Genomic DNA, 25,201 nt, shown 5'->3' on the forward strand with positions numbered 1-25,201 from the left:
GCTATTTGAGGTTCGCCCGCACCAGGAGGTAGATGAGGAAGGGCCCGCCCACGGCCGCGGTGACCACGCCGACCGGGAGCGTGACCGGCAGGGCGGTGCGCGCGACCAGGTCCGCGCCGATCAGGAGCAGCGCCCCCACCATGCCGGACGCCACCATCGGCGGCGTCGGGCACCGCGCGAGCCGCATCGCCACCTGGGGCGCGACCAGCGCGACGAAGGGGACCGGTCCTGCGGCGCTCACCGCGACGGCGGCCAGCAGGACCGCGCACAGCAGCAGGATGGCCCGCACCGCCTGGAAGCGGACGCCGAGGCCCGCGGCGACCTCGTCGCCGAAGTGCAGGGGCTTGAACTGGAAGGCCACGCACGCGACGACGGCGAAGAGCGCGAGCGCGCACCAGAACGCCACCCAGACCTCGTCCCAGGACCGGTTGTCGAGGGAGCCGACGAGCCAGGACTGCGCCCGGGCCACGTCCTTGATGTCGGCCGTGACAAGGAGCCAGGTCGTGAGGGCCTCCATCACCGCGCTCACCGAGATGCCGATGAGGATGAGCCGGAAGCCGTCGATGCCCCGCCGCCACGCCATGAAGTACACCAGGAGGCCCGTGAGGAGGCCGCCGCCGAGCGCGGCCGCGGACAGGCCCACGGAGCTGACGACCGCCGCCGACGCCCCGCCCGACACCGTGAGCAGGAACACCGATACGGCGCTCGCGCCCTGCGTGATGCCCAGGACGTCCGGACTGGCCAGGGGATTGCGGGCGATGGACTGGGTGATCGCGCCGGACACCCCGAGCGCGATGCCCACGACGAGCCCGGCGAGGGCGCGCGGCATCCGCAGGTCCATGATCACGAACTCGTCGACCTGCTCGCCCCGGCCGAAGATGGTGGCGATCACCCGGGACAGGTCGACGGGGAAGTCACCGATGCTGATGGACAGGCAGAACACCACGAAGGTCGCCGCCGTGAGGACCAGCGTGACGAACGCGACCCACGGCCGCCACACGAACGACACCGGGCCGATCCGTATGCCCGGCGCCACCGACGACTTCACATCTGTCCCGTTCACGACGTCCGTCCCGTTCACGCGCTCTTGAACTTTCCACGCCACACCAGCACCGCGAAGAACGGGGCGCCCAGCAGGGAGACGATGACCCCCGCGTCCAGCTCGCCCGGCCGCACCACCAGGCGTCCCACGATGTCGCAGACCAGTAGGACGACGGCGCCGAGCAGGCCCGCGTACGGGACCAACCAGCGGTAGTCGGGGCCGGTCAGGTAGCGGGCGATGTGCGCCACCATGAGGCCGAGGAAGGCGATGGGGCCGCACGCCGCCGTGGCCGCGCCCGCGAGCAGGGTGATGGCGGCGATGCCGATGGTCCGGGTCAGCGCGATGTTCACGCCGAGGCCGCGTGCCACGTCGTCGCCCAGGTTGAGCAGGTTGAGCGAGGGCAGCGTGATCGCCGCGAGGACGAGGCCGACGGCGACGAACCCGGCGATCGGCCAGATGACGTCGAACTTCACGCCGGCGACCGAGCCCGCGTTCCAGAATCGCAGCGCGTTCAGGGACTTCTGGTCCGACAGCGCGACCGCGGTGGTCATCGCCGCGAGGAACACCGTCATGCCCTGCCCGGCGAGGGCGAGGGTCAGCGGATTGCCCGCTCCCCTGCCGAGGCTCGCGAGCGAGAACACGACGACCCCGGCGACGGCCGCGCCCAGGAAGGCGAACCAGACGTACTGGAACGGATTGGAGAGCCCGAGCACGGCGATCACCGACACCACGGCGAAGGACGCGCCCGCGTTCACGCCGAGGAGGCCCGTGTCGGCGATCGGGTTGCGCGTGTACCCCTGGATCAGCGCTCCGCCGACTCCCAGGGCGATGCCCGCGACGATCGCGAGCACCGTCCGCGGCACCCGCACGGTCTGCACGATGAGCCTGATCTCGTTGAGCCGCTGATCGGTGTCCGGCGAGGCGAAGAGGCCGTGCCACACCTCGGTGGGGCTCAACGCGCGCGCGCCGACGGCCAAGGACGCGGCCGCCGCGATCACGAGGACCGCCGCCAGCACGCCCAGACCCACAATCCGCCGTCGGCGGGCCCCTGATGAACCCGTGGGCGCAAGGCGCTCAACTGCAGTTATGCCCATGCGACGTACGTTATCCCTTTGCTCGGGCGGGGACGCACGGCCAAGGGGGCACCTCGCGCCCGGAAGGAACGCGCCCACGCCCGCGCCCCGCCCTGGTCCCCTGGCAGAGCGCTGCGGCGCGCCCGCCACCCTAGCTGGCGGCGGTTCCCGCCCGGACCGACCCCCCTCATGCCACTTAGGCTAGCCTAAGCTAAACTCCTACTGGGGTCGAGGGGGCGGTCGCCGTGCGCGAGTACCGGCATCCCTCAACTTCGGCACCCCGTGCGCCCATTGCACACCAAGGTAAGGCTTGCTTTACTTACCGCCGGTCAATCCCTGCTCTGAGGAGGAACCCCATGCGGGTCGTCATGTTCGGTTACCAGACCTGGGGGCACCGCACCCTGCAAGCCCTCCTGGACTCCGAGCACGACGTGGTCCTCGTCGTGACGCACCCCAAGAGCGAGCACGCGTACGAAAAGATCTGGAGCGACTCCGTCGCCGATCTCGCCGAGGCGCACGACGTGCCGGTGCTCATCCGCAACCGTCCCGACGACGACGAGCTGTTCGAGCGCCTCAAGGAGGCCGACCCGGACATCATCGTCGCCAACAACTGGCGGACCTGGATCCCCCCGCGCATCTTCGGCCTGCCGCGCCACGGCACCCTGAACGTCCACGACTCGCTGCTGCCGAAGTACGCGGGCTTCTCCCCGCTGATCTGGGCGCTGATCAACGGCGAGACCGAAGTGGGCGTCACCGCGCACATGATGAACGACGAGCTGGACGCGGGCGACATCGTCCGCCAGGAGGCCGTGCCGGTCGGCCCGAAGGACACCGCCACCGACCTCTTCCACAAGACGGTCGACCTCATCGCCCCGGTCACCACCGGCGCGCTCGACCTGATCGCCTCCGGCGAGACGGAGTTCACGAAGCAGGACCGGTCCCAGGCGACCTTCTTCCACAAGCGCTCCACCGAGGACATCCGTATCGACTGGACCTGGCCGGCGGAGGACCTCGAGCGCCTCGTCCGCGCCCAGTCCGAGCCGTACCCGAGCGCCTTCACCTTCCACAAGGGCAAGCGCCTGGAGGTCCTGGCCGCGGTCGTCTCCGAGGGCCGCTACGGCGGTACGCCCGGCCGCATCTTCTACCGCGAGGGCGACGGCGTGGTGATCGTCGCCGGGGCCGACGCCCGCACCGGCCGCAACCACGGCCTGGCCATCACGCGCGTGCGGACCGAGGACGGCCGCGAGCTGGCCGCGTCCGAGTACTTCACTTCCATGGGCGGGTACCTGACCCAGCGCGCCTGACGCGCCGCCCCCTCCTCCTCGGCCCCAGGGGCCGGATACGGCAACGGCGCCGCGCGGATCCCAGTCCGCGCGGCGGCGCCGCCATGTCCGGTCGCTGCCGTACGAGGTCGATGCCGTACGAGGTCGATGTCGTACGAGGTCGATGTCGTACGAGGTCGATGTCGTACGAGGTCGATGTCGTACGACGTCCCGGCTCGAGACCGCGCAGGGGTCAAGCGGCCCCGTCGTCGGCGCCCTCGCCGTCCCTCCGGCCGGTGCGCGCGCGGGCACCCATATCACCCTCATCCACGCGAACCAGTCGATATCCCCGCTCGAACGGCGGGCGCCCGCGCCGGTCCGCCTTCTTGGTGCGCGCCCGGCGCGCGGCGGCGAGCAGGGCGGCGACCTCCGGGCTCTTGCGGCGCAGCCGCAGGAGGGACTGTTCGGACCAGCCGCCGAGGGCGGCCGCCGCGGACTGGACGGACCCCTCCCTTATGGCCTTGAGGACCACGCGCAGGGCGGCCGGGCTGAGCCCGGGGGCTGCCGTCGCCGCCCGCTCGCGCTCCTGCTCCGCGAGCCCCGCCGCGGCCGTCATGGCGGCGGCGAACGCGGGGTCCTGCTCCTGCCAGGTGCGGAGCATGCGCGGGGACACGCCCGCCGCCACGGCACACCCGGCGAGGCCGAGGCCGAGCGCGGCGGCGCGCAGCGCGTCGGCGCGGCGCACGGCGGTCTCCTCACGCAGGCTCGGGTCGCCCCGCAGGGCACGGAGTAAGGACCGCTCGACGTCTTCTTGCGCGTCGAGGCCCGCGACCACACCATCGGCCCAGGCCTCCAGCCGGCACCCACAGGCCGCGCGCCGGCGTTCCACCCGTCTCTCGTCCACCCCACCCACCACCGTGAATACTTAGGATAGCCTCACCTAACAATAGCTCGCGCGGAACGAAGATTCACTCCTCCGAAGGGATCTGTTCGTGCTTTGCTCCAGGATCACCAACGCCACCGTCCTCACGATGGATCCGGCCCGGCCCACCGCGCGGGAACTCGGCATCTGGCGAGGCCGCGTCGTAGGGCTCGACTCCGACGTGGCGGGGCTCCCGGCGCGACGCGTCCTGGACCTCGGCGGCGCGACGGTGCTCCCCGGGTTCATCGACAGTCATGTCCACCTCCTGTGGGCCGGCCTCAAGGCGCGGGCTCCGAGCGTCGCGCCCAGCAGGCGGGTCGACGCCGTCCTCGCGGCCGTGGCCGAAGCGGTGACGGCGGCGCCCGCGGGCGCCTGGGTGACCTTCGGGGGGTACGACCAGCGCACGCTCGACCGGCCGCTGACCGCTGTCGACCTGGACGCGGTGAGCGCGGGCCGCAAGGTGTACCTGGGGCACATCTCCGGGCACGCCTGCCTGGTCAACTCGGCCGTCCTCAGCAAGCTGCCGCCGCACGCGGCGAGCCCGGACGGCTTCCTCGCGGAGGACGCCATGGGCGCGGCCCTGGCTCTGCGCCCGCCGCACACCCTGGCCGAACTGGCCGACGCCGTCGCGGAGTCCGGCCGCGTGTGCCGGTCCCAGGGCGTCACGGCCTGCGCCGAGGCGGGCATCGGCAGCGCGCTGTTCGCGCACAGTCCCATCGAGGGCGCGGCCTTCCAGCTCGCCCACGAGACGGGACGCCTTCCGCTGCGGGTCCAGCTCATGGTGGCGGCGGACGCCCTGCGCCCGGTCGGGGCCGCGCGCGAGGACACCACGACGCGCGCCTTCGGCCTCGGCCTGCGCACGGGGTTCGGCGACGGCCGCCTCTCGCTCGGCGCCCTGAAGGTCTTCACCGACGGCGGCATGATGGCGCGCACGGCCGCGCTCACCGAGCCCTATGTGGGCAGCGCGTCCCGCGGACAGCTCCAGGCCGACCCCGAGCTGCTCACGGAGACCATCGTCGAGGGCCACCGGGCGGGCTGGCAGCTCGCGGTGCACGCGATCGGTGACCGTGCCGTCGACCTCGCCCTGGACGCCCTGGCCGCGGCCCGGCGCGCGAAGCCGCGCGCCGACGCCCGCCACCGCGTCGAACACGCCGGGCTCGTCCGCCCGGACCAGCTCGCCCGCTTCGCCGAACTCGGGGCGATCGCCGTCGTCCAGCCCAGCTTCCTGCGGTACTTCGGGGACGACTACGCCGCGATCATGGGGCCCGAGCGGGCGCCGTGGATGTACCGGGGGCGCGGCTTCCTCGACCACGGGGTGCGCATCGCGGGCAGTTCGGACCGGCCCGTCGCCGACGGCGCGCCGCTGCGTGCCGTCCAGTTCATGGTCGAGCGGGCCTCCGCGTCCGGCCGGCTCATCGGCCCCAAGGAGGCGCTGAGCGTCGACGAGGCGCTGCGCGCGTACACGGTCGACGCGGCGTACGCCTGCCGCTGGGAGGACAGCGCGGGCAGCCTCTCCCCCGGCAAGCGCGCCGACCTCGTGGTCCTCGGCGACGACCCGAGGCGGGTGGACCCCGGGCGCATCGGCGACATCGAGGTGGTGCGTACGTTCGTCGAGGGCGAGGAGAGCCTCGACGGCGCGCCGGCCTGACCGCGGGGGCCGGACCTCCGGGGCGACGGCCCGGCGCACAACGCTGGCTTGTCGCGGTCCTGACAAGCTGCCGCCGTGCTGGCAGGCTCGTCCCGGCGCACTCCCCCACCCGCCCCGCGCACCAGCCGCCGGAAGGAGCCGACATGGCCCCGCCCCGCACATCCCCCCGCCGCCACCGTCGCCCCGGAGCACGCCTCCTGCTCGCCACGGCCGTCGTCCTGGCCTCGGTCGTCCAGGGCGGCCTGGCCGGCGCGAGCCCGAACGGGGAGCGTGCCGCGGCCGGAGTCGGCTGCGGCACGAGCGTGGGCCGGGTGCCGCTGGACACCACGTACAACCCGAGCACCGGCCGCTACGAACTCGACGATCCCAAGCGGGGCAGCCACAAGACGTACGACATGCAGAACGGCACCGGCACAGGCGCCGTCGTGACCGATGACGACAACACCTGGTGCGAGGGCGGCCGTCAGGCCGACGCCGTGGCGGCGCACTACATCCACGCGGTGTTCTGGGACTACTTGCTGGAGGTCCACGGCCGCAAGGGGGTGCGCGGCGACGGCAAGGGCGGGTGCAGCCGCGTCCACTACGGCCGCGACCACCTCAACGCGTTCTACGAATCCGCCTCCAACTGCGTGACGTACGGCGACGGCACGTCGAACCCCGCGAGGCCGGTGGTCCGCATCGAGGTCGGCGCGCACGAGATGACCCACGGTGTCACCGCGGCCACCGCGGGCCTCGGCTTCTCCGGCGAGCCGGGAGGCCTCAACGAGGCGACGAGCGACATGGTCGCGGCCGCCGTGGAGTTCCGCGCGGCCAACCCGGCCGACCCCGGCGACTACCTCTTCGGCGAGCGCGTCGACATCACCGGCGAGACCGCCCTGCGCCACATGGACCGCCCCTCACGGGACGGCCAGTCCAAGGACCACTGGTACGCGGGCATCGGCCAGCTCGCGTCCATCCACTCCGCGGGCCCCGCCGCCCACTTCTTCTACCTGCTCGCCGAGGGCAGCGGCAGAAAGGTCGTCAACGGGGTCACCTACGACAGCCCGACGTACGACGGCAAGCCCGTCACCGGCGTCGGCAGGGCCGCGGCGGAGCGCATCTGGTACCGCGCGCTCACCCAGTACATGACGTCCACCACTGCCTACCGCTCCGCGCGCTCGGCCACCCTCGCGGCGGCCGCCGCCCTGTACGGGACGGACAGCGCCGAACACCGCGCGGTGGGCGCCGCCTGGGCCGCCGTCAACGTCACGTGACGCTTCCGGCCGCGGCCGGGATCCGGCGGTGCAGGTCCTCGATCAGGTTCCGCATCGCCAGACGGAAGATCTCGGCCTGGTGGTCCCCGAGGAACGAGGTGTGCCCGAACACCTCCAGGACGACCAGGCCGTGCAGGTGCCCCCACGCGCTCATGAGCAGCGCGACCGCGGGCGGCGGCAGCGTGCCCAGGCCGTCCGCGGGCAGCCGCTCCAGATACGCGCGGAGCGCGGGTGAGAGCTGCGGCACGTCGGCCGCGGCGAGCTGCTCCGTGGCGAACCCGCCGAACAGCTCGCGCTCGAACATCGCGCCCATGCGGCGCACGGCCTGTGTGGTGGGGCCCTCGGGAGGCGCCGTGTAGTACCGCAGCGGCGTCCCGTACAGGAGCTGGAAGCGCTCGGGGTGGTCGACGGCCCACTGGCGGTAGGCCTCGGCCACGGGCAGCAGGCGCCGCCGGTCCGGCTCGTCGGTCGCCGCGTCGAGGCCGTCCTGCATGGCGGCGGCCAAGTCGTCGTACGTCTTGGCGATGAGCGCGGTGACGAGGTCGTCCCGGCTCGGGAAGTAGTGGTAGAGCGCCTGCACCGTCATGCCGAGGCTGCGGGCGACGGCTCGCAGGGACAGGGCCGCGGGGCCCTGTTCCCGGAGGTGCGACTCGGCGGCCTCCAGGATCTCCCGGGTGGCGGCGGCGCGCCGCCGCTCGCGCAAGGTGGGCCGGGCCGTGGCGAGTTCGTCCGTTGCGGTCATACGGCGACCGTACGACAACGAGCCTGACGGTGTCACGAGATTTTTGCACTGCTCGGAAAATCTAACACTGCCAAATCTTCTTTCCGCTCAATACCTTCGTCCTGCGGCGACGAAGAGTGCGACCACCGCACCTGCTGCCGACGGGGCGAGGCCCCGGCCGGGAGCACCGCGCTGGAACCCCCTGTCAACTCGGGCTGCTCCACGTCGCTTTCACCGCAGGAACGCAAAGGAGAGAGCGCGTGTTCGAACGCATAGCCGAGCTGGCGATCCGTCGGTCCCGGCTGGTCCTCATCGTCGCCACTGTGGTGGTGGCCCTCATGGGCGCCCTGGGCGCCGGTGCGTTCGGGAAGCTGCTGAGCGGCGGTTTCGACGACCCGGCCTCCCAGTCCTCCCGGGCCAGGGACGTCATCGACGAGAGGTTCGGCGGGGAGACCAACCTGGTGCTGCTGGTCCGCGCCGCCGACGGCCGTGTCGACACCCCGGCCGCCAAGCGCGCGGGCCGGGCCCTGGTGGCCGACCTCAAGGAGGAACGGGACCTCGCCGACGTGGTCTCGTACTGGGACGCCAACAGCCCCGGCCTGCGCTCCGAGGACGGCCGCGAGGCCCTCGTGCTCGCCCGCGTGAAGGGCCACGACGCGGAGCGGCAGGAGAACGCCAAGGGCGTCATCGACGAGTACGCCGGGACGTACGAGGACACGTTCACGGTCCAGGCCGGAGGCAGCGCCGGCGTGAGCTACGAGATGGGTCCGCAGACCGGGGAGGACCTCGTCCTGGCCGAGACCATCGCGGTGCCGCTGATCCTCCTGCTGCTCCTGGTCGTCTTCGGCACGGCCGTCTCCGCCCTGCTGCCCCTGGCCATCGCGCTCATCGCCATCGTGGGGGTGTTCGCGGAGCTGTACGTCGTCGGCAGCGTCACCGACGTGTCCGTCTTCGCGATCAACCTCACCACGGCTCTCGGCCTCGGACTCGGCGTCGACTACGCCCTGTTGATGATCAGCCGGTTCCGGGAGCAGCTCGCGGCGGGGGCGAGCGTGGAGGACGCCGTCCGGAAGACCATGAGCACCGCGGGCCGAACGGTCGCGTTCTCCGCCGCGACCGTGGCGGCGGCCCTCGCGGCGCTCATGGTGTTCCCGCAGTACTTCCTGCGCTCGTTCGGCTACTCCGGGGTCGGGGTGGTCCTCATCGCGGCCCTGGCGACCCTCTTCGTGATGCCTGCGCTGCTCAACGTCCTGGGCCACCGGGTCAACAGCGGCCGGATGCCGTGGGCGAAGCCGGATCGCGTGCCGTCGGGGACCTCCGCGTGGGGACGCCTCGCCCGTACCGTCATGCGGCGGCCCGCGCTGACCGCGCTGCCCGTGCTCGCGGTGCTCATGGCGGCGGCGAGCCCGCTCCTCGGCATCACCTTCGGCACGGCGGACGAGCGCGTGCTGCCCGAGGACGCCAAGAGCCGCCAGGTCGCGACGGCGCTGCGGGAGAACTTCGACGGCAACGACGCCGCGGCCCTGCGCGTCGTCATCGACAAGCCTGTGGAGAAGGGGCCGTTGGAGTCGTACGCGACCGCGCTGTCCGCCCTTGAGGGCGTCGCCCGCGTCGAGGCCAGCACGGGGGTCTACAGCGACGGCAGGTCCGAGGCGACCGGCCCCGGCAACGCGGCGCTCGGCCGCCCCGGCGCGCAGCAGCTCAACGTGGTCAGCTCCCTGACACCCAAGTCGGACGAGGCCAAGGACCTGGTGGAGGGCGTCAGGACGGCCGCCGCGCCCGCCGGGACGCACCCGCTGGTGGGCGGGGCCGACGCCGACCTTGTCGACTCCAACGACTCCATCGGCGGCAGGCTCCCGCTCGCCGTCGGCCTCATCGCCGTCACCACGTTCCTGCTGCTGTTCCTGTTCACCGGCAGCGTCGTGCAGCCCCTGCGCGCGCTGGTCCTCAACATGATCAGCCTGGGGGCGACCATCGGCGTCATGACCTGGATCTTCCAGGACGGCAACCTCTCCGGTCTGCTGGGCTTCACCCCGCAGCCGATGGAGACGTCGATGACGGTGCTGATGTTCTGCGTCGCCTTCGGCCTCTCGATGGACTACGAGGTGTTCGTCACCAGCCGCATCAAGGAGCTGCACGACCTCGGTGAGGACAACGAGTCCGCCGTGGCCGACGGTCTCGGGCACACGGGCCGCATCGTCAGCGCGGCGGCCGTCCTGCTCGCGGTGAGCTTCTTCGCCTTCGGCACGGCCGAGATCAGCTTCATGCAGCTGTTCGGCCTGGGCAGCGGGCTCGCCATCCTCATCGACGCCATCGCCGTCCGCGGCGTCCTCGTCCCCGCCGCGATGCGCCTGCTCGGCCGCTCGGCCTGGTACGCGCCCGGCTTCCTGCGCGCCTTCCACGCCCGCTTCGGCCTCAGCGAGGGCGGCCCCGCGCCCGCGGCCGCGATGGCGAAGTCGCCCCACGTGGAGACCGAGAACACGCCGGTGCCCTGACCACTCCTCCTCCCCCCGCGTGCCCGCCTCCCTCGACCCGGAGGCGGGCACGCCCCTGTGCGCGGCGCCCCCGCCGCACCGTCGCGGCCGATTCGTCCCTCGCGACGGCGTGTCCCACGAGATCCTTGTCCGTGGCTGGGTCCCGAGGTCTGGAGGTACCAGAATGCAGAGGCGGAGTGTGCTGGCGGGTGCGGTCGGATCCGTGGCGGTGGCGGCGTGGGGCGGTGGGGTCGCCGCGGCAATCGAGGACACCGCGGACGCCGCGGGCGCCGAGGTCGCCGGGGCGGGCGGCGGGCGGATCCTCGGGCCGGACGGGCGGCCGGACTGGGGGGCGGTGCGCGGGCAGTTCCGCCTCGATCCGAACTGGATCCATCTGTCGACGTTCTACTTGGCCTCCCAGCCGCGTGCGGTACGGGCGGCCGTGGACCATCTGGCCCGGCAGCTCGACGCCGACCCGATGCTGGCGCCGACGAAGCTGTCGCTGCCCGACGGGCCGACGGGCTGGGAGCGCGTACGGGGTTCCCTCGCCGCGTACCTGGGCGGCGAGCCCGGCCACGTCGCGCTCACCACGAGCACCACCGTCGGCCTGGGGCTCGTGTACAACGGCGTACTCACGCGCCCCGGCCAGGAGTTCCTCCTCAGCGAGGACGACCACTCCGTGCACCGGTCCGCGGCGCGCCTCGCGGCGGAGAAGCACGGGGCGCGGGTGCGCCTAGCCTCGTGGTTCGCCGACTCCGCGGAGGCCACCGCGGAGGAGGTGGTGGACGCGGTCCGCAGGCAGCTGCGCCCCACGACCCGGGTCCTCGGCGTCACTTGGGTGCAGTCCAGGACCGGGGTGCGGATGCCGGTCGAGGCCATCGCGCGCGTGGTCCGGGAGGCCAACCGGGGGCGCGGGGAAGCCGATCGCTGTCTGCTGGTGGTCGACGGGGTGCACGGCCTGGCCGCGGTGGACGCCGACGCCGCGCGCCTGGGGGCCGACGTGGTCGTCGCGGGGACGCACAAGTGGCTGTTCGGGCCGCGTGGCACCGCCCTGGTGTGGCTGGCTCCGCACGCGCTGGCGCAGGTGCGTCCGACATTCGCGAGCTTCATGGGGGAGGAAGGCGCCGCGCCGCTGTCACCGGGAGGATTCCTCGCGTACGAGCACGCCTTCGCCCTGCCGGTGTCGGTCGCGTTCCACCAGGCCCTGGGCCGCTCCCGGGTCGCCGGGCGGATCACGGAGCTGTCCACCCGGGCCAAGCGGGGCCTCGCCCGCATCCCGGGCGTACGGGTGCACACGCCCGCCGCGCCCGGGATGTCCGCGGGCATCACCTGCTTCAGCGTGCGGGACCTCGCCGGCTCCGCCGTGGTCGAGCTGGCTACCGAGCGCAAGGTCCGGCTCTCCTCGCTCTACCACGACAGTCTGGGGTACGCGCGGATCGGCACGGGCGTCATGAACTCCGCGCGGGACGTGGACGTCGCGCTGCGCGTGGTGCGCGACATCGCGGGCTGACGGGCGAGGGCCGCGGGTGCGGCTCACCGCCGTCGCGACCGGGCGCGCGCACCGACGCGACGGACACGTGGCCAGCCGGAAGGCGGCCGGCCACGTGTCACGTCAGGTCGAAGCGCCCCTCCCGGGCGCCGTGCACGAAGGCCCCCCACTCCGCGGGCGTGAAGATCAGCGAAGGGCTTTCCGGGCGCCCGCTGTTGCGCATCGCGATGAAGCCCTCGACGAAGGCGATCTGCACGTCCCCGCGGCCTTCGCTGCTCGACCGCCATTCGGCGGCGCTGAGGTCCAGGTCCGGCTTCTCCCAGCCCGCGAGCGGATGCTGCTGAGTGGTGGTGCTGTCGGCCACGTCCGTGCTCCTCCCAGTGCGTCGTCCGCCGCCAGCCTAGCTTTCCGCCCCTGTGCCGGACAGGCCGCGACGTGAGGTCGGCGGTGGGGCGGGAGGGGGCGCATCAGGTCGTGGGAGGTTCGGCCCCGACGAGCCACATCGAGAAGAACTGCGCGCCGCCGCCGTAGGCGTGCCCAAGTGCCCTGCGCGCGCCGTCGACTTGGTGCTCCCCGGCCTGTCCGCGCACCTGGAGCGCGGCCTCGGCGAAGCGGATCATGCCGGACGCGCCGATGGGGTTCGTCGACAGGACGCCGCCCGACATGTTCACCGGGAGGTCACCGTCCAGTTCCGTCACGCCGGACTCGGTGAGCTTCCAGCCCTCGCCCTCGTCGGCGAAGCCGAGGTTCTCCAGCCACATCGGCTCGTACCAGGAGAACGGCACGTACATCTCGACGGCGTCGATCTGGCGGCGCGGATCGCCGATGCCCGCCTGCCGGTAGACGTCGGCCGCGCAGTCCTTCCCCGCGCGCGGGGACACGAAGTCCTTGCCCGCGAACATCGTGGGCTCGCTGCGCATCGCGCCGCCGTGCACCCAGGCGGGCGGCCGCGGCGCGCGGGCGGCACCGGCGCGGTCGGTGAGCACCATGGCGCAGGCGCCGTCGGACGACGGGCAGGTCTCGGAGTAGCGGATGGGGTCCCACAGCATGGGCGACGACTGGACCTTCTCCAGGGTGATGTCGTGTTCGTGCAGGTGTGCGTAGGGGTTCTTCAGGGCGTTGCGCCGGTCCTTGTACGCGACCAGGGAGCCGACGGCGTCGGGGGCGCCGCTGCGCCGCATGTACGCGCGTACGTGCGGGGCGAAGAAGCCGCCCGCGCCCGCGAGCAGCGGCTGTTGGAAGGGGATGGGCAGGGAGAGCCCCCACATGGCGTTGGACTCCGACTGCTTCTCGAAGGCCAGGGTCAGCACGGTGCGCTGGACGCGGCTCGCGACGAGGTTCGTGGCGACGAGCGCGGTGGAGCCGCCGACGGAGCCCGCGGTGTGTACGCGCAGCAGGGGCTTGCCGACCGCGCCGAGCGCGTCGGCGAGGTACAGCTCGGGCATCATGACGCCCTCGAAGAAGTCGGGCGCCTTGCCGATGACGACGGCGTCGATGTCGGCCCAGTCCAGCTCCGCGTCGTCGAGCGCGCGGCGGGCGGCCTCGCGGACGAGCCCGGCGATGGACACGTCGCGGCGGGCGGCGACGTGCTTGGTCTGGCCGATCCCGACGACCGCGACGCACTCCTTGGCTGTGGCGGCTTCAGGCACGGGGCTCCCCTTCCAGGACGGCGACCAGGTTCTGCTGGAGGCAGGGGCCGGAGGTGGCGTGGGCGAGGGCGCGGTCTGACGCGCCGCGGTGGACGCGGTCGGCCGCCTCGGCGACGCGGACGAGCCCGGCGGCCATGACGGGGTGGGCGGCGAGCGCGCCGCCCGAGGGGTTGACGAGGACGCCGTCGTCGAGCCGGAGTGCCCTGCGCAGCACGACTTCCTGGGAGGTGAAGGGCGCGTGCAGCTCGGCGGTGTCGACGGGGCGGGTGAAGGCTCCGGCGCGCTCGGCGGCCAGGCGCGTGGAGGGCGAGTCGGTGAGGTCGCGGACGCCGAGGGAGTGGGCCTCGGCGCGGTGGTCCATGCCGCGGATCCAGGCGGGGCGCTCACACAGCGCGCGGGCGCGGTCCCCGGCCGCGAGGACCACGGCGACGGCGCCGTCGCCGATGGGCGGGCAGTCACCGGTGCGCAGCGGCCGTACGACGTACTCCCCCTGCGGGCGCGCGCCCACGAGCTGCGCGTGGGCGTTGCCGGCGGCCGCGTCCCGGCTGCGCGCGGCGACGGCGGCGAGCGCCGGCTCGTCGGTGTGGCCCGCGTCGATGAGGGCCTGGGCCTGGAGGGCGGCGAGGGCGACGGAGTCGGGCCACAGCGGGGCCACGTAGTAGGGGTCGAGCTGGCGGGTGAGCACGTCCCGTACGGATCCGGGCGACGACTTGCCGTAGGCGTAGACGAGCGCGGTGTCCGCCTCGCCGGTCAGGAGCTTCACCCAGGCCTCGTACAGGGCCCAGGCGCCGTCCATCTCGACGTGCGACTCGGAGATCGGCGGCCAGGCGCCCACGCCGTCGAGCGCCATGGTGAAGGAGAAGGCCCTGCCCGCGAGGTAGTCGCTGGAGCCGGAGCAGGTGAAGCCGATGTCGGCGGTGGTCAGGCCGGTCCGCTCCAGGACCTGGTGCAGGACCGGCATGAGCATCTCCACCTCGGACAGCTCGTCGGTGCGGCGCCGGTGGTCGCTCTGCGCGCAGGCGACGATCGCCACGTCCCGGGCCGCGCCGGTGAACTCCCCTGTCACAGCAGCTCCTTGTACGTCTCGTAGTCGGCGTCGGGCTCGCCGGTCGGCCGGTAGTGGTCGGGGTGGCGCCCGTCGTCGGTCCACACCGGTTCGACGCGAAGGCCCATGCGGACCTGGTCGTACGGGATGCCGCCGATGCGCCCGTGCAGGGCGAGGTCGGCGCCGTCCAGGGCGATGTGCGCGTAGACATAGGGCACCTCGATATCGAGGTTCTTCGCCTTGATGTTCACCACGCAGAAGGTGGTCACGGTGCCGCGCGGTCCGACCTCCACCTGCTCGGTGGTGGCGACCCCGCAGGTGGGGCAGGCTCCGCGCGGCGGCACGTACACCTTGCGGCAGCGCGGGCAGCGCTCGCCGACGGCGCGGCGCTCGGCGAGGGCCGCCAGGTAGCCGGTCTGCGCCCGGCCCGGGGTGTAGGTGTAGTCGAGGCGGGCGGGGGCGACGATCCCGGTGACGGCCTCGCCCGTGAACTCACCGCTGTGCGCGACTGCTTGACGGTCCGTCGGCTCGCTTTCGTACGGTTCGAAGCAGGCGATGTCCGTGATGGCTCCGGTGCGTTCGGCGGCCCAGCGGACGCGGACGCGCAGGCCGGTGCGGACGGCGTCGGGGCCCGGTGCGTCCAGGGCGTGCAGGAGCGCGGTGTCGGCCCCGTCGAGGCGGACGAGGACCCAGGCGAAGGGCGTGTCCAGGGGCTGGCCGCGCCGGGGCGCGGGGTTCCAGGCCCAGGTGGTGACGGTGCCGGTGGGCGCGACCTCGACGAGGTCCCGTATCTCCTCGGCGGTCTCGGGGTCGTACTCGACGGGCGGGACGAGCACCCGGCCCGCGGTGGTCCGCACGCCGAGCACGGTGCGCTCGCGCAGGCCGGTGAGGAAGGCGGACTGGACGGGGCCGAGGGAGCGGGCGAAGGGGAACTCCACGACCAAGGGGGCGCTGAGCACGTCGGGCATGTCGCTGGCTCCTCGGGTCAGGCCCGCCGGTAGACGGGCGGACGCTTCTCGGCGAAGGCACGGGCTCCTTCCCGGGCGTCGGCGGTGTCGAAGACGGGCCAGCCGCGCTTGAGTTCGGCGGCGAGCCCTTCGGCCTCGCTCAGGTCAGCGGTCTCGTACACGGAGGCCTTGACGGCCTCCACGGCGAGGGGGCCGCAGGCGTTGATCCGCTCGGCGATGGCGAGGGCCCGCTCCAGGGCGGTGCCGTCCGGCACGACGTGGCCGATGAGGCCCACGTCGGCGGCCTCGCGCGCGGTGTAGGGGCGGCCGGTGAGCAGCATCTCCAGTGCGTGGGTGCGCGGGATCTGCCGCTGGAGGCGCACCGTGGAGCCGCCGATGGGGAACAGGCCGCGCCTGACCTCGAAGAGCCCGAAGGTCGCGGACTCCCCCGCGACGCGGATGTCGGTGCCCTGGAGGATTTCGGTGCCGCCTGCCACGCAGGGCCCTTCGACGGCGGCCAGGACGGGTTTGCGCGGCCGGTGGTGGCGCAGCATCGCCTTCCAGTGCAGATCGGGGTCGGCCGCGAGGCGCTCGCGGCACCGTGCGTCGTCGGCGCCGTCCATCCCCTTGCCCGCGAGCGCCTTCAGGTCCATGCCCGCGCAGAACGCCCCGCCCGCCCCGGTGAGGACGATCGACCGTACGCCGTCCTCCGCGTCGGCGGCGAGCCAGCCGTCGTGGAGGCCCACGAGCATCGGCAGTGAGAGCGCGTTCCTGGCTTCGGGCCGGTTCAGCGTGAGTATCAGTGTGGCGCCTTCGCGCCGCACGGAGAGATGTTCCGTGCCGCCCATGGCCGTCCTCCCGTCATCAGACCTGGAACAGGTTGCAGGAGGGGAGGTGCCAGTTCAATAGCATTCTGACACCCAGTCAGATTTATTCCGCGCGGCCCCTTCCGCCTTCCGGGCGCCTCTGCTGTGATGACCGCCACACGGCACGACACGGCGTCGGGGTCAGGAGGAGCGGTGGAGTACAACCTTGCCGACCTGTTCGAGTCAGTCGTCGACGCGGTGCCGGACCGTGAGGCGCTCGTGCATCTGGACCACCCCGGCACCGGGGCAGAACGCCGCCTGACGTACGCGGCCCTCGACGCGGCGGCCAACCGCATCGCCCACCATCTGCTCGACAGCGGCATGAGGCCCGGCGAACACCTCGGGCTGCACCTGTACAACGGCGTCGAGTACCTCCAGACGGTCCTCGCGTGCCTCAAGGCCCGCCTGGTCCCGGTCAACGTCAACTACCGCTATGTCGAGGAGGAGTTGGCCTACCTGTACCGGGACGCGGACCTGGCGGCGCTCGTCTTCGACGCCGAGTTCGCCGGGCGGGTGGCGGCGGCGCTCCCCCGCGCGCCCGGGCTGCGGCATCTGATCCGGGTCGGCGAGGCCGCCGCGGACGGGCCGCGGGCCGTGCCCTTCGCCGAGGCGGAGGCGTCCGGCTCGCCCGGGCGGGGCTTCGCGCCGCGCTCGGCGGACGACCTCTTCATCATCTACACCGGCGGCACGACCGGCATGCCCAAGGGCGTGATGTGGCGCCAGGAGGACCTGTTCTTCTCCGGGCTCGGCGGCGGGGCGCCCACGGGCGAGCCGGTCACCCGGCCCGAGGAGGTCGCCGAGCGCGTGGCGGCTGGTGGCGACGGCCTGACGTTCTTCCCGACGCCTCCCCTCATGCACGGCACCTCGACGCTGACCGCCTTCATCTGCTTCCACTTCGGCCAACGCCTGGTCATCCACCGCAGGTTCGCCCCCGATGAGGTGCTGCGCACCATCGAGCGCGAGCGGGTCACCAGCGTCTCCCTGGTGGGCGACGCGATGCTGCGCCCCCTGATCGACGCGTTGACCGGCCCCTGCGCGGGCACGGACCTCTCCTCCCTGTTCAGCGTCTCCTCCTCCGGCGCGATCATGTCCGACACGGTCCGCGCCCAGTTCACCGCGCTCGCCCCGAACGTCATGCTCCTCAACAACTTCGGCTCGTCCGAGTCCGGCTTCAACGGCACGGCCACGGCCGACGCGGGCCCCGAACGCGGCTTCCGCATCCAGGTCAACTCCCGTACGCAGGTGGTGGACCTGGTGACGCACGAGCCCGTCGCGGTCGGCGAGCCCGGCCGCATCGCCCAGCGTGGCCACGTACCGCTCGGCTACTACAACGACCCCGTGAAAACCGCCGAGACGTTCTTCCAGCGCGGCGACGAGCGCTGGGTCCTGCTCGGCGACATGGCCACGGTCGACGCCGAGGGCATCGTGACGGTCCTCGGGCGCGGCTCGCAGTGCATCAACACGGGCGGTGAGAAGGTCTACCCCGAAGAGGTCGAGCAGGCCCTCAAGTCCCATCCCGACGTGTACGACGCCCTGGTCGCCGGGGTCCCGGACGAGCGCTGGGGCACCCGGGTCGCGGCCGTCGTCCAGCTCCGCCCCGAGGCCGCGCCCCTCGGCCTCCCGGACCTCCAGACCCACTGCCGCAGCCGCCTCGCCGGCTACAAGATCCCGCGCTCCGCGGTGTTCACGGACCACATCCAGCGCTCGCCCAGCGGCAAGGCGGACTACCGGTGGGCCCGCAAGGTGGCGGCCCAGGCCTGACCCGGGCGTCGTCAGGCTGGTGCGGCCCTTCTGCTCGGGCGCCGTGGGAGCGAGCCGTCACCGTGCGTCGCGCAGCTCAAGCAGGTACGCCGCGGTCAGCGCGACGGCACGGTCCCGGTCCTGCGACAGCTCCGCGAGGGCGCCCGCGGCCGTCGCCCCCGGGACGCCCGCCAGCGCCTGGGCAAGGCGCCCGCGCACAGGCGCTTCGGCGGCCCCGTGCGCGAGGCGGTCGACGAGCCCGCGCGCGATCCGGTCCGCCGCCGCGGTGTCGCTCGCGAGCACGCTCAGCGCGTCGGCCGCGTCGATGTCGTGCCGTCCCTCCACGATCATGTCGATCAGTACCGGGACAGCGTCAGCCACCCCCCGGGCGCCGAGCGCCAGGGCCGCATGGCCGCGGACCACGAGGTCGGGATGCGCGAGGGCGTCCCGCAGCCGCGCCGTGGCCTCGTCACCGGGGATCTCCGCCAGGCACTGGACGGCACGTTCGCGCACCGCGGCCGCCGGGGCGCCGAGGGCCTCAGCCAGCAGGTCCGGGCCGCCGCCTTCGGAGCGTGCCAGCGCCCACCGCAGGGCCCCGGCGACGTTCGGCTCCGTCTCGCTCAGGGCCGCCTCGACCAGCGCCTCCACGGGCACCGGCAGCTCGTCGGCCGAGGACAGGGCCGCGCGCTGCCGCACGGCGGCGCTCTTCGACCCCAGCGCCTGGAGGAGGGCGACGGCCTGGAGGACGCCCTCCCAGTCGGCGGGGTCCGTGGCGCCGATCCGGCGCAGCCGCGTGAGCAGCTCGGTCTCCGCCGCGATGCGTTCGCGCGTCTGCCGGATGAGGTCGTCGACGAGCCCCGACGGCGTGAAGCCCGGGTCGTCCAGGGCGCGTCCGATCTCCCGCAGCGAAAGCCCCAGTGACCGCAGGCTCTCGACATGGAAGATCCGCTGGATGTCGTCCCCGGAGTACTCGCGATAGCCGGAGCTGGTACGCCCCGAGGGGCGCACCAGGCCGAGCGACTCGTAGTGCCTGAGCATGCGGGCACTGACCCCGGAGCGCCGCGCCACCTCACCGATCAACACGCCTCATCGTCCCTCCCGGCCGGACCCGCCTAGGGCCACGACGCGCTTCGCCTCCTCGACCGCGAACTCGAATCCGGCGTCCGGGTCCCGCAGCAGCCGTTCCGTCGCGAGCGCGTGCGTGCGCACGCGCGGGTCCGCGGCCGCCGTCGCGGCACGCAGCGCCGGAGCGCTCACGTCGCCGAGGCCGGCCAGGGCCCGGCTGAGGCTCAGCCGTGTCTCCCGTCCGCCGCGCCCGAGCTGCGTCGCGAGCACCGTGGCCAACGCGGGCTCCTCTCCTTCCGGCACCAGGACGACCGCGGCCCGCCAGGCGCTCCGCGCCACCTCGTCGTCGGCGTCGGTCAACAGCGCCCGTGCGACCGCCGGCCACGCCCGCCGGTCCCCGATCTTTGACAGCGTGTGCAGCGCCTGGCTCCGGGCCCGCGCACGCTCCGAACGGGTTTCGCGGAGCAGCGCGGGCAGCGTCAAGGGCACCGGGTGGCGAGTGAGCGCCCAGGTCAGCATGTCGCGTACGAAGAACTCGGGCTCGATCCCGCTGCGCTCGACGAGCTTGTCGACGAAGCGGGGGTCGGGCTTCGTGCCGATCGCCAGTGCGGCCCGCAGCCGCACGGACGTCCGGCCGTCCTCCAGCCCTTCGAGTGCTCGCAGCGCGTCCGCGTCCTGTCTCGTGATCGTCATCGCGACCACCTCCTCGGCAGGCAGTGAAGACCTTGTCACCGTGTCAAGGTCAAACGGGCCCCCGCACGCCCGCCGGTCATCTGCCGCGTGCCCCTCACCCGGCGGCGGGCGAACGGTCCGCACCCGCGGCCTCCGGCCCGCCCCGAAGGCCCTGGAAGAACTTCCGGATGTCGTCCACGAGAAGCGCCGGCTGCTCCAGTGCGGGGAAGTGACCGCCCCGGTCGTACTCCGTCCACCGCACGATGTTGTTCGTACGGTCCGCGATGTGCCGCAGGGGGATGAAGTTGTCGTACGGGAAGACGGCGAGCGCGGTCGGGGTGGCCGAGGGCTCGGGCGGGGTGCCCCAGTAGTCCGCGTGGGCGCGCTCGTAGTAGAGGCGGGCGGACGAACCGGCCGTGCCGGTGAGCCAGTACAGCATGACGTTGGTGAGCAGCCGGTCGCGGCCGACCGCGTCGTCGGGGTGGCTCCCGGGGTCGGTCCACTCCTTGAACTTCTCCGCGATCCAGGCGAGTTGGCCCACCGGAGAGTCGGTCAGGCCGTACGCGAGCGTCTGCGGCCGGGTGGCCTGGATGTCGGCGTACCCCTGGCGGTCGCGGCGCCACGCCTGGAAGCGGGCCCAGGAGGCGAAGGCCCGCGCCCGCTCCGCCGGGTCGAGCGGGGCCAGCTCCTCCGGGGTGGGTTCTGCGGCCTGGAAGGAGTTCGGGAGCAGGTTCAGGTGGACGCCGGTGACCTTCTCGGGCCAGGCGCGGCCCAGCTCCTTGGAGATGGCAGCGCCCCAGTCGCCGCCCTGTACGCCGTAGCGCGCGTACCCCAGGCGCTCCATCAGCACGGCGAACGCGGCGGCCACCCGCTTGAACTCCCAGCCCGTCCGCACCGTGGGGCCGGAGAAGCCGAAGCCCGGGATGCTGGGGAGCACCAGGTGGAAGGCCTCCGCGTCGGCGGCGCCGTGCGCGCGGGGGTCGGTGAGCGGGCCGATGACGTCGGCGAACTCGACGACCGAGCCGGGCCAGCCGTGCGTCATGAGCAGCGGGGTCGCGTCCGGCTCGGGCGACCTGATGTGCGCGAAGTGGACGTTCGCGCCGTCGATCGTGGTGGTGAACTGGGGCCACTGGTTCAGCTCCGCCTCGGCGGCCCGCCAGTCGTACTCGTGCCGCCAGTAGCGCACGAGGTCCTGGAGGTAGCCGCGCGGTATGCCGTAGGCCCAGCCCACCCCCGGCAGTTCGTCCGGCCATCGGGTGCGGTCGAGGCGCCCGTGCAGATCGTCGAGATCGCTCTGGGGCACGCCGATGCGGAACGGCCGCAGGGCCTCGCCGTCCGGGGCGGAGGTCGCGGCCGGGGCCGGGGTGGGGGCCGGGGTCGTCGTCATGCGCGGCATGCTACGTCCGCCCGCCCTGCCCACGACCTCCGCCCCGGCTCGCGGTGGAGTCCTCCGGGGGTCACCCCGTAGGACACCAGTCGGCCTGCCCGGCCTCGGGGCCCGTGGCGGGGCCCGCGCCCGAAGGGCTCGTGCCCGAGGGGTCTGTGCCCGAGGGGTCCGTGCCCTCCTGCTGCCGCGCGGCCCGGAACGCCCGCGAGGGGTGGGCGATGGCCTGCGTGGAGGGCCCGTCCTCGGCGGCGCCCGGGTCGCGGGGCAGCGCACGGGCCTTGTCCAGGAGCTGCCGGGCCAGCGGGTGGTTCTGCCGCGCCCACTCGACCTTCGCGGCCAGCCGGTAGGCGTAGTTGAGGCTCGCGGGGTCACCGGTGCTCTGGAACAGGGTGAGCGCGTCGTAGGCGTGCTGGGCGGCCGCCGCGAGGTCACCGGCCTTGCGCAGGGCCTCCGCCGCCGAGGCGTGCGCGTGGGCCGCGCCCTCCTGGTCGCCGCGGGCGGCGAGGAGCCCGGCGGCCTGGTCGGCCAGCGCCGCGGCGGCCGGGAACCGCCCGGCGAAGGTGTGCAGCGCGGCCTGCCCGACGAGGCACTCGGCCAGGAGCCTCTCGTCGCCCGCGTCCTCGAAGCAGGTGTGGGCCTCGGCCTGGAGCCGCATCGCGTCCTCGACGAGCCCGGCGACCAGGGCCCGTTCGGCGAGGCTCATCAACTGGTGGCCAAGGTCGACCGGGTCGGCCGCGCCCTCCGTCCCCTGCCGCGCCGTCCGTGCCGCGCGGCGGATGTCGGCCGTCACCGCCTGCCGCACGGTGGCGAGTTCACGGGAGCGCTGCCGCGGGTCGCCGGGGCCCAGCTCGCCACCCAGGAGGGCAAGGCAGCCCCGGGCCCGAGCGATGCCCCGGCCGTCGGCACGGCCCGCCGCGTACCGGTAGGCGGCCTCGGCCTCGTCCCTGGCCTCGTCCAGACACCGTTCCTCGCGCAGGGCGTCGGCCACTTCGCAGCTCAGCTCGGTCGCCACCGTCCAGCGGTCCCGGCGTGCCGCGCGCGCGGCGGCGCGCAGCTCGGGCAGGGCCGCGAGTCGCCAGACCCGGTCGGCGCCGCCCTCGCGGGTGGCCTTCAGCCGCCGTCTGAGGTGCAGGTAGAGCCAGGTGCGGCACAGGGCCTGTTCCTCGGCGCTGGTGTGCGAGTAGCTGCGGTACAGGGTGTGGAAGGCGTACCGTCCGTCGTTCCGCTGGAGCAGCCCCGCGTCGACGAGTTCTTCCAGCATCAGCCCGCAGATGCCGGGCGGCATGCGGCTCAGGGCAGCGGCCGAGTGGCGGTCGAAGTCCGGCCCGGGGTGACTCACGCAGGCGTGCAGGACGTGCCGCTGCCGCTCGTCGAGGGCGTCGTACGACATGGTGTACGCGGCCCGGACGCGGTCGTCGTCCCAGCGCAGGTGCTGGAGCGGCCGGTCCGACTCGCGCATGGCGTCCAGCATGAGGTCGGGCGGCGTGCGGCGCAGGCGGGCGGCGACGGGGTACAGGGCGAGCGGGAAGCAGCTCAGCATCCGCGCCATCTCGGCCAGTTCGCCGTCGTGTCCGGTCAGACCGCTCAGGTGGCGCATCATCTCCACCGCGTGCTCCAGGGCGAGGGGAGCGAGCGGGTAGCGGCGGGCGTCGGGCCCCGCCTCGGTGAGCGAGGCGCGGCTCGTGACCACGACGAGCGCGTCGGCCGAGGACCCGGCGGTCCTTGCCACCTCGGCGACGTCCGTGACGTCGTCCAGGAGGACGACGGGGAACCCCACCTCGGGGTGGCCCTGGCGGCGGCCGGTGAGCCGCTGGTGCAGCGCGGCGGCCAGGGCCGACTTGCCCACGCCCGGCGGCCCGTGGATGACGAGGACGCCGGGCCCCTTGGCCGCGGCCTCGGCGAGTTCGCGCAGTTCGCGGTCGCGGCCGAACAGCCGCTCCGCCGGCGGCGGCTGGGGCGCCGCCACGTTCCTGTGCTCCTCGGGCCGCGCGTGCTCGACGTAGGCGCGATTGCGGAAGACGGCGATGCGCTCGCCGGAGTTGTGGGTACCGAGCTGGGGGTGCTGGGGGTGCTGGCGGGCGCTCAGGCGCTGGTGCAGGCGCGCGTGGAGGGTGCCGAAGTCGAGCACAGGGCCGGCCTCGGGCACCCCCGTCCGCACCAGGTCGACGAGGGCGCCGGTGAAGGCGGTCAGCTCTTCGCCGGGCGGCGCGTAGGCGAGTTCGGTGGCGGCGCTCGAGGTGAGCACGCAGACGCCGTCGATGTCGGCGGCCTGCTTCAGGAGCGTCTCGCGGTGGCTCATCCCGCCCTCGACGGCCGCGCCGCTGAAGCAGCAGTCGAGCACCACGGCGCACTTCAGCTGTCGCTGCCGGTGTGCCGTGCGCACCTCGTCCCGGATGTAGGCGTACGGCAGGGCCCGCCACATCTGCTGCTCGTTGGAGTCGTGCAGGGCCAGGTGGAGTTCGGTGGGCCGGTCCGGGTGCAGCAGTCCGTGCCCGGCGTAGTAGACGAACAGGGTGTCGCTGGCCGCGTGCACCGCCTCGTCGATGGCCCGCATGACGTCACCACCGGTGGCCTCGGGGCCGAGGACGCGGCAGCTCGCGGACGACAGGCCCCAGCCGACCTCGTCGCACAGGACCTCGCGCAGCGCCGTGATGTTGCGCCGCACCGCGGGTAAGGGGGAGAGCCCGGCCGCCTCCGCGTAGGCGTGTACCCCGATCAGTACCGCTCGGGAGGAGGTGCGGGCCGACAGGCGCACGGTCATGCTTCGGACTGCTCCCGCTCGCGGCGTGCCCGTACGGTGTCGAGCACCTCCTGAGCGGTTCCCTCCACCACTGTCCCGTCGTCCTCTATGACCCGTACGAGGGGTTGTTTGATGCCGCGCGGGCGGCGCCAGGCGGCGACGGCGACGAGGAGCGAGAGGACGCCGACCGTGCTGTCGAAGGCGGCGGTGACCATCTCCGCCGCGCCCATCGCGCCGTCCGCGCCCGAGGACGCGCCGGGGGTGGCTCCCGCGGCCTCGACCTCGATCCCTGTCCGCGCCATTCCCGGGTCGCGCCGCAGCCATCCGGCGAGCGCCCCGGCCCCTGCGGCGTCTCCCGCGTCGATCCAGACTTCGCCCATGCACACACTCCCGTACTCGGCTCGCAACGGCCTCACAGTGGCTGATACGTCAGGGTCGCATCTTCCGTACGCGCTGGGGGAGGTGTATGCCGACGTGCATCCATTCAGGGGTGACTTCGCGCCATCGCTTGCTTATCCGCACACGGACGGCAACGCTCTGCGCAACGCTGTCGCGTGCGTCGCGTCCAGACGCCGCTCGTGCCGTACGTGTGCGGTGGCCGCTGTCAGCAGCCCCGCGCAGGCCGGTGCGGTGCGCGCGGGCGTCGATGCGGCGAGGGCGCGCACGAGTTCGCCGTTGACGCGGTTGATCTCCTCGCGGACCTCGCCGAGGTCGGGGCGCTCGGTGGGCGCGGGCGCGGGCGCAGTCGGCGGGGTGGCATCCCACTTGTGGTGCAGGGCGCGCTGGACGAGCTTGTTCGCCTCGATCTGGTCGCGGAAGACGCGCACGGTCACCTCCGGGTCTCCCCCCGCCTGCTCCGCCTGGCGCGCCACGGCGTCCAGGACCTGCTGCTCGCGCGCGGGGTCGTCGACGGGGCTGCCCGTGCCGTACTTGGCCGCGGCGACGAGGTCGGCGGTGGCCAGGCGGTCCGCGGAGAGCGCGGCGAGGGCGCGGAGGTGACCGTACGGACCGGAGTGCGTGCCCGCGCTGACGGCGTGCGCCGGCCGCGCCGCGGGTGCGGGCGCGGCGACGGCGGCGCTCCCCCCGAGGGCCAGCGCGGCGGCGGTGCCGCCGGCGGCCAGCAGACGTACGAGACGGAAGACGGCGGGAGTGGTGAGGTGCACGGGAGCCCCCTGGAGGCGGTTCGTCGGACCTGAGCGTTGACAC

21 protein-coding genes are annotated in these 25,201 nt (G+C 73.5%); 6 read left to right on the forward strand and 15 right to left on the reverse strand.

The genetic code is table 11. The annotated features are described in order from the left end of the window. Position 1: 1 nt before the first annotated feature. Both AC07GB_RS13180 and AC07GB_RS13185 read right to left on the reverse strand, forming a co-directional pair. Positions 2 to 1,063 carry a FecCD family ABC transporter permease gene (locus tag AC07GB_RS13180; protein WP_478844617.1) on the reverse strand — a complete coding sequence of 354 codons (1,062 nt, stop codon included), beginning with the start codon at positions 1,061 to 1,063 and terminating at the stop codon, positions 2 to 4. Positions 1,064 to 1,077: 14 nt separating this feature from the next. Further along, positions 1,078 to 2,136: a FecCD family ABC transporter permease gene (locus AC07GB_RS13185; protein WP_478844619.1), complete on the reverse strand. Its 1,059-nt coding sequence runs from the start codon at positions 2,134 to 2,136 to the stop codon at positions 1,078 to 1,080. A 335-nt stretch (positions 2,137 to 2,471) separates the two neighbouring features. Here AC07GB_RS13185 and AC07GB_RS13190 point away from each other — a divergent pair, with 335 nt between their 5' ends. Continuing rightward, on the forward strand, positions 2,472 to 3,419 hold the full coding sequence (locus tag AC07GB_RS13190; protein ID WP_478844621.1) for a methionyl-tRNA formyltransferase: 948 nt from the start codon (positions 2,472 to 2,474) through the stop codon (positions 3,417 to 3,419). Positions 3,420 to 3,630: 211 nt separating this feature from the next. On the opposite strand, the gene AC07GB_RS13195 is transcribed toward AC07GB_RS13190, so the two are convergent. Then, a complete protein-coding gene (locus tag AC07GB_RS13195; RefSeq protein WP_478844623.1) occupies positions 3,631 to 4,281 on the reverse strand; it encodes a hypothetical protein in 651 nt (216 codons plus the stop codon). Positions 4,282 to 4,369: 88 nt separating this feature from the next. On the opposite strand from AC07GB_RS13195, the gene AC07GB_RS13200 reads away from it, so the two are divergent. Both AC07GB_RS13200 and AC07GB_RS13205 read left to right on the forward strand, forming a co-directional pair. Continuing rightward, positions 4,370 to 5,947, forward strand: coding sequence for an amidohydrolase (locus AC07GB_RS13200; protein ID WP_478844625.1), 1,578 nt, complete (start codon positions 4,370 to 4,372; stop codon positions 5,945 to 5,947). A gap of 143 nt (positions 5,948 to 6,090) precedes the next feature. Then, the gene (locus tag AC07GB_RS13205; protein ID WP_478844627.1) at positions 6,091 to 7,200 is read left to right on the forward strand and encodes a M4 family metallopeptidase; all 1,110 of its coding nucleotides are present in this window, start codon (positions 6,091 to 6,093) and stop codon (positions 7,198 to 7,200) included. On the opposite strand, the gene AC07GB_RS13210 is transcribed toward AC07GB_RS13205, so the two are convergent. Next, the gene (locus tag AC07GB_RS13210) at positions 7,193 to 7,942 is read right to left on the reverse strand and encodes a TetR/AcrR family transcriptional regulator (protein ID WP_478844629.1); all 750 of its coding nucleotides are present in this window, start codon (positions 7,940 to 7,942) and stop codon (positions 7,193 to 7,195) included. The two genes, AC07GB_RS13205 and AC07GB_RS13210, sit on opposite strands and share 8 nt — an antisense overlap. 239 nt (positions 7,943 to 8,181) lie before the next feature. On the opposite strand from AC07GB_RS13210, the gene AC07GB_RS13215 reads away from it, so the two are divergent. Together AC07GB_RS13215 and AC07GB_RS13220 are read left to right on the forward strand one after the other, a co-directional pair. Continuing rightward, a complete protein-coding gene (locus AC07GB_RS13215) occupies positions 8,182 to 10,416 on the forward strand; it encodes an MMPL family transporter (RefSeq protein ID WP_478844631.1) in 2,235 nt (744 codons plus the stop codon). 163 nt (positions 10,417 to 10,579) lie between these two features. After that, positions 10,580 to 11,905, forward strand: coding sequence for an aminotransferase class V-fold PLP-dependent enzyme (locus tag AC07GB_RS13220; protein ID WP_478844633.1), 1,326 nt, complete (start codon positions 10,580 to 10,582; stop codon positions 11,903 to 11,905). A gap of 97 nt (positions 11,906 to 12,002) precedes the next feature. Here AC07GB_RS13220 and AC07GB_RS13225 read toward each other — a convergent pair whose 3' ends face one another. The 5 genes from AC07GB_RS13225 to AC07GB_RS13245 form a co-directional block, all read right to left on the reverse strand. Next, the gene (locus tag AC07GB_RS13225) at positions 12,003 to 12,248 is read right to left on the reverse strand and encodes a DUF397 domain-containing protein (RefSeq protein ID WP_478844635.1); all 246 of its coding nucleotides are present in this window, start codon (positions 12,246 to 12,248) and stop codon (positions 12,003 to 12,005) included. 103 nt (positions 12,249 to 12,351) lie between these two features. Further along, entirely contained in the window at positions 12,352 to 13,533 is a 1,182-nt protein-coding gene (locus tag AC07GB_RS13230; RefSeq protein WP_478844637.1) for a thiolase domain-containing protein, read from the reverse strand. Then, on the reverse strand, positions 13,526 to 14,599 hold the full coding sequence (locus AC07GB_RS13235) for a thiolase domain-containing protein (RefSeq protein WP_478844639.1): 1,074 nt from the start codon (positions 14,597 to 14,599) through the stop codon (positions 13,526 to 13,528). Before AC07GB_RS13235 ends, AC07GB_RS13230 begins: the two co-directional genes overlap by 8 nt. Next, the gene (locus AC07GB_RS13240) at positions 14,596 to 15,546 is read right to left on the reverse strand and encodes a Zn-ribbon domain-containing OB-fold protein (RefSeq protein WP_478844641.1); all 951 of its coding nucleotides are present in this window, start codon (positions 15,544 to 15,546) and stop codon (positions 14,596 to 14,598) included. Before AC07GB_RS13240 ends, AC07GB_RS13235 begins: the two co-directional genes overlap by 4 nt. A gap of 17 nt (positions 15,547 to 15,563) precedes the next feature. Then, positions 15,564 to 16,373, reverse strand: a complete 810-nt coding sequence (locus AC07GB_RS13245; protein WP_478844642.1) for a crotonase/enoyl-CoA hydratase family protein — start codon at positions 16,371 to 16,373, stop codon at positions 15,564 to 15,566. Between the two features lie 171 nt (positions 16,374 to 16,544). Here AC07GB_RS13245 and AC07GB_RS13250 point away from each other — a divergent pair, with 171 nt between their 5' ends. After that, positions 16,545 to 18,152, forward strand: a complete 1,608-nt coding sequence (locus tag AC07GB_RS13250; RefSeq protein WP_478844644.1) for an acyl-CoA synthetase — start codon at positions 16,545 to 16,547, stop codon at positions 18,150 to 18,152. Positions 18,153 to 18,209: 57 nt separating this feature from the next. Here the strand turns inward: AC07GB_RS13250 and AC07GB_RS13255 are convergent, their stop codons facing one another. The 6 genes from AC07GB_RS13255 to AC07GB_RS13280 form a co-directional block, all read right to left on the reverse strand. Further along, on the reverse strand, positions 18,210 to 19,214 hold the full coding sequence (locus tag AC07GB_RS13255) for a HEAT repeat domain-containing protein (protein WP_478844646.1): 1,005 nt from the start codon (positions 19,212 to 19,214) through the stop codon (positions 18,210 to 18,212). Positions 19,215 to 19,217: 3 nt separating this feature from the next. Continuing rightward, positions 19,218 to 19,889, reverse strand: a complete 672-nt coding sequence (locus AC07GB_RS13260; protein ID WP_478844648.1) for a HEAT repeat domain-containing protein — start codon at positions 19,887 to 19,889, stop codon at positions 19,218 to 19,220. 94 nt (positions 19,890 to 19,983) lie between these two features. Then, a complete protein-coding gene (locus AC07GB_RS13265; protein ID WP_478844650.1) occupies positions 19,984 to 21,255 on the reverse strand; it encodes an epoxide hydrolase family protein in 1,272 nt (423 codons plus the stop codon). Between the two features lie 70 nt (positions 21,256 to 21,325). Then, positions 21,326 to 24,016 (reverse strand): caspase, EACC1-associated type, encoded by a 2,691-nt coding sequence (locus tag AC07GB_RS13270; protein WP_478844652.1) that lies wholly within the window; start codon positions 24,014 to 24,016, stop codon positions 21,326 to 21,328. Then, positions 24,013 to 24,375 carry an effector-associated constant component EACC1 gene (locus AC07GB_RS13275; RefSeq protein WP_478844654.1) on the reverse strand — a complete coding sequence of 121 codons (363 nt, stop codon included), beginning with the start codon at positions 24,373 to 24,375 and terminating at the stop codon, positions 24,013 to 24,015. The genes AC07GB_RS13270 and AC07GB_RS13275 overlap by 4 nt, the downstream gene beginning before the upstream one ends. Before the next feature lie 132 nt (positions 24,376 to 24,507). Beyond that, a complete protein-coding gene (locus AC07GB_RS13280; RefSeq protein WP_478844656.1) occupies positions 24,508 to 25,158 on the reverse strand; it encodes a chorismate mutase in 651 nt (216 codons plus the stop codon). Positions 25,159 to 25,201: the final 43 nt, after the last annotated feature.

This window comes from Streptomyces sp. NPDC045778 (genome assembly GCF_056431945.1).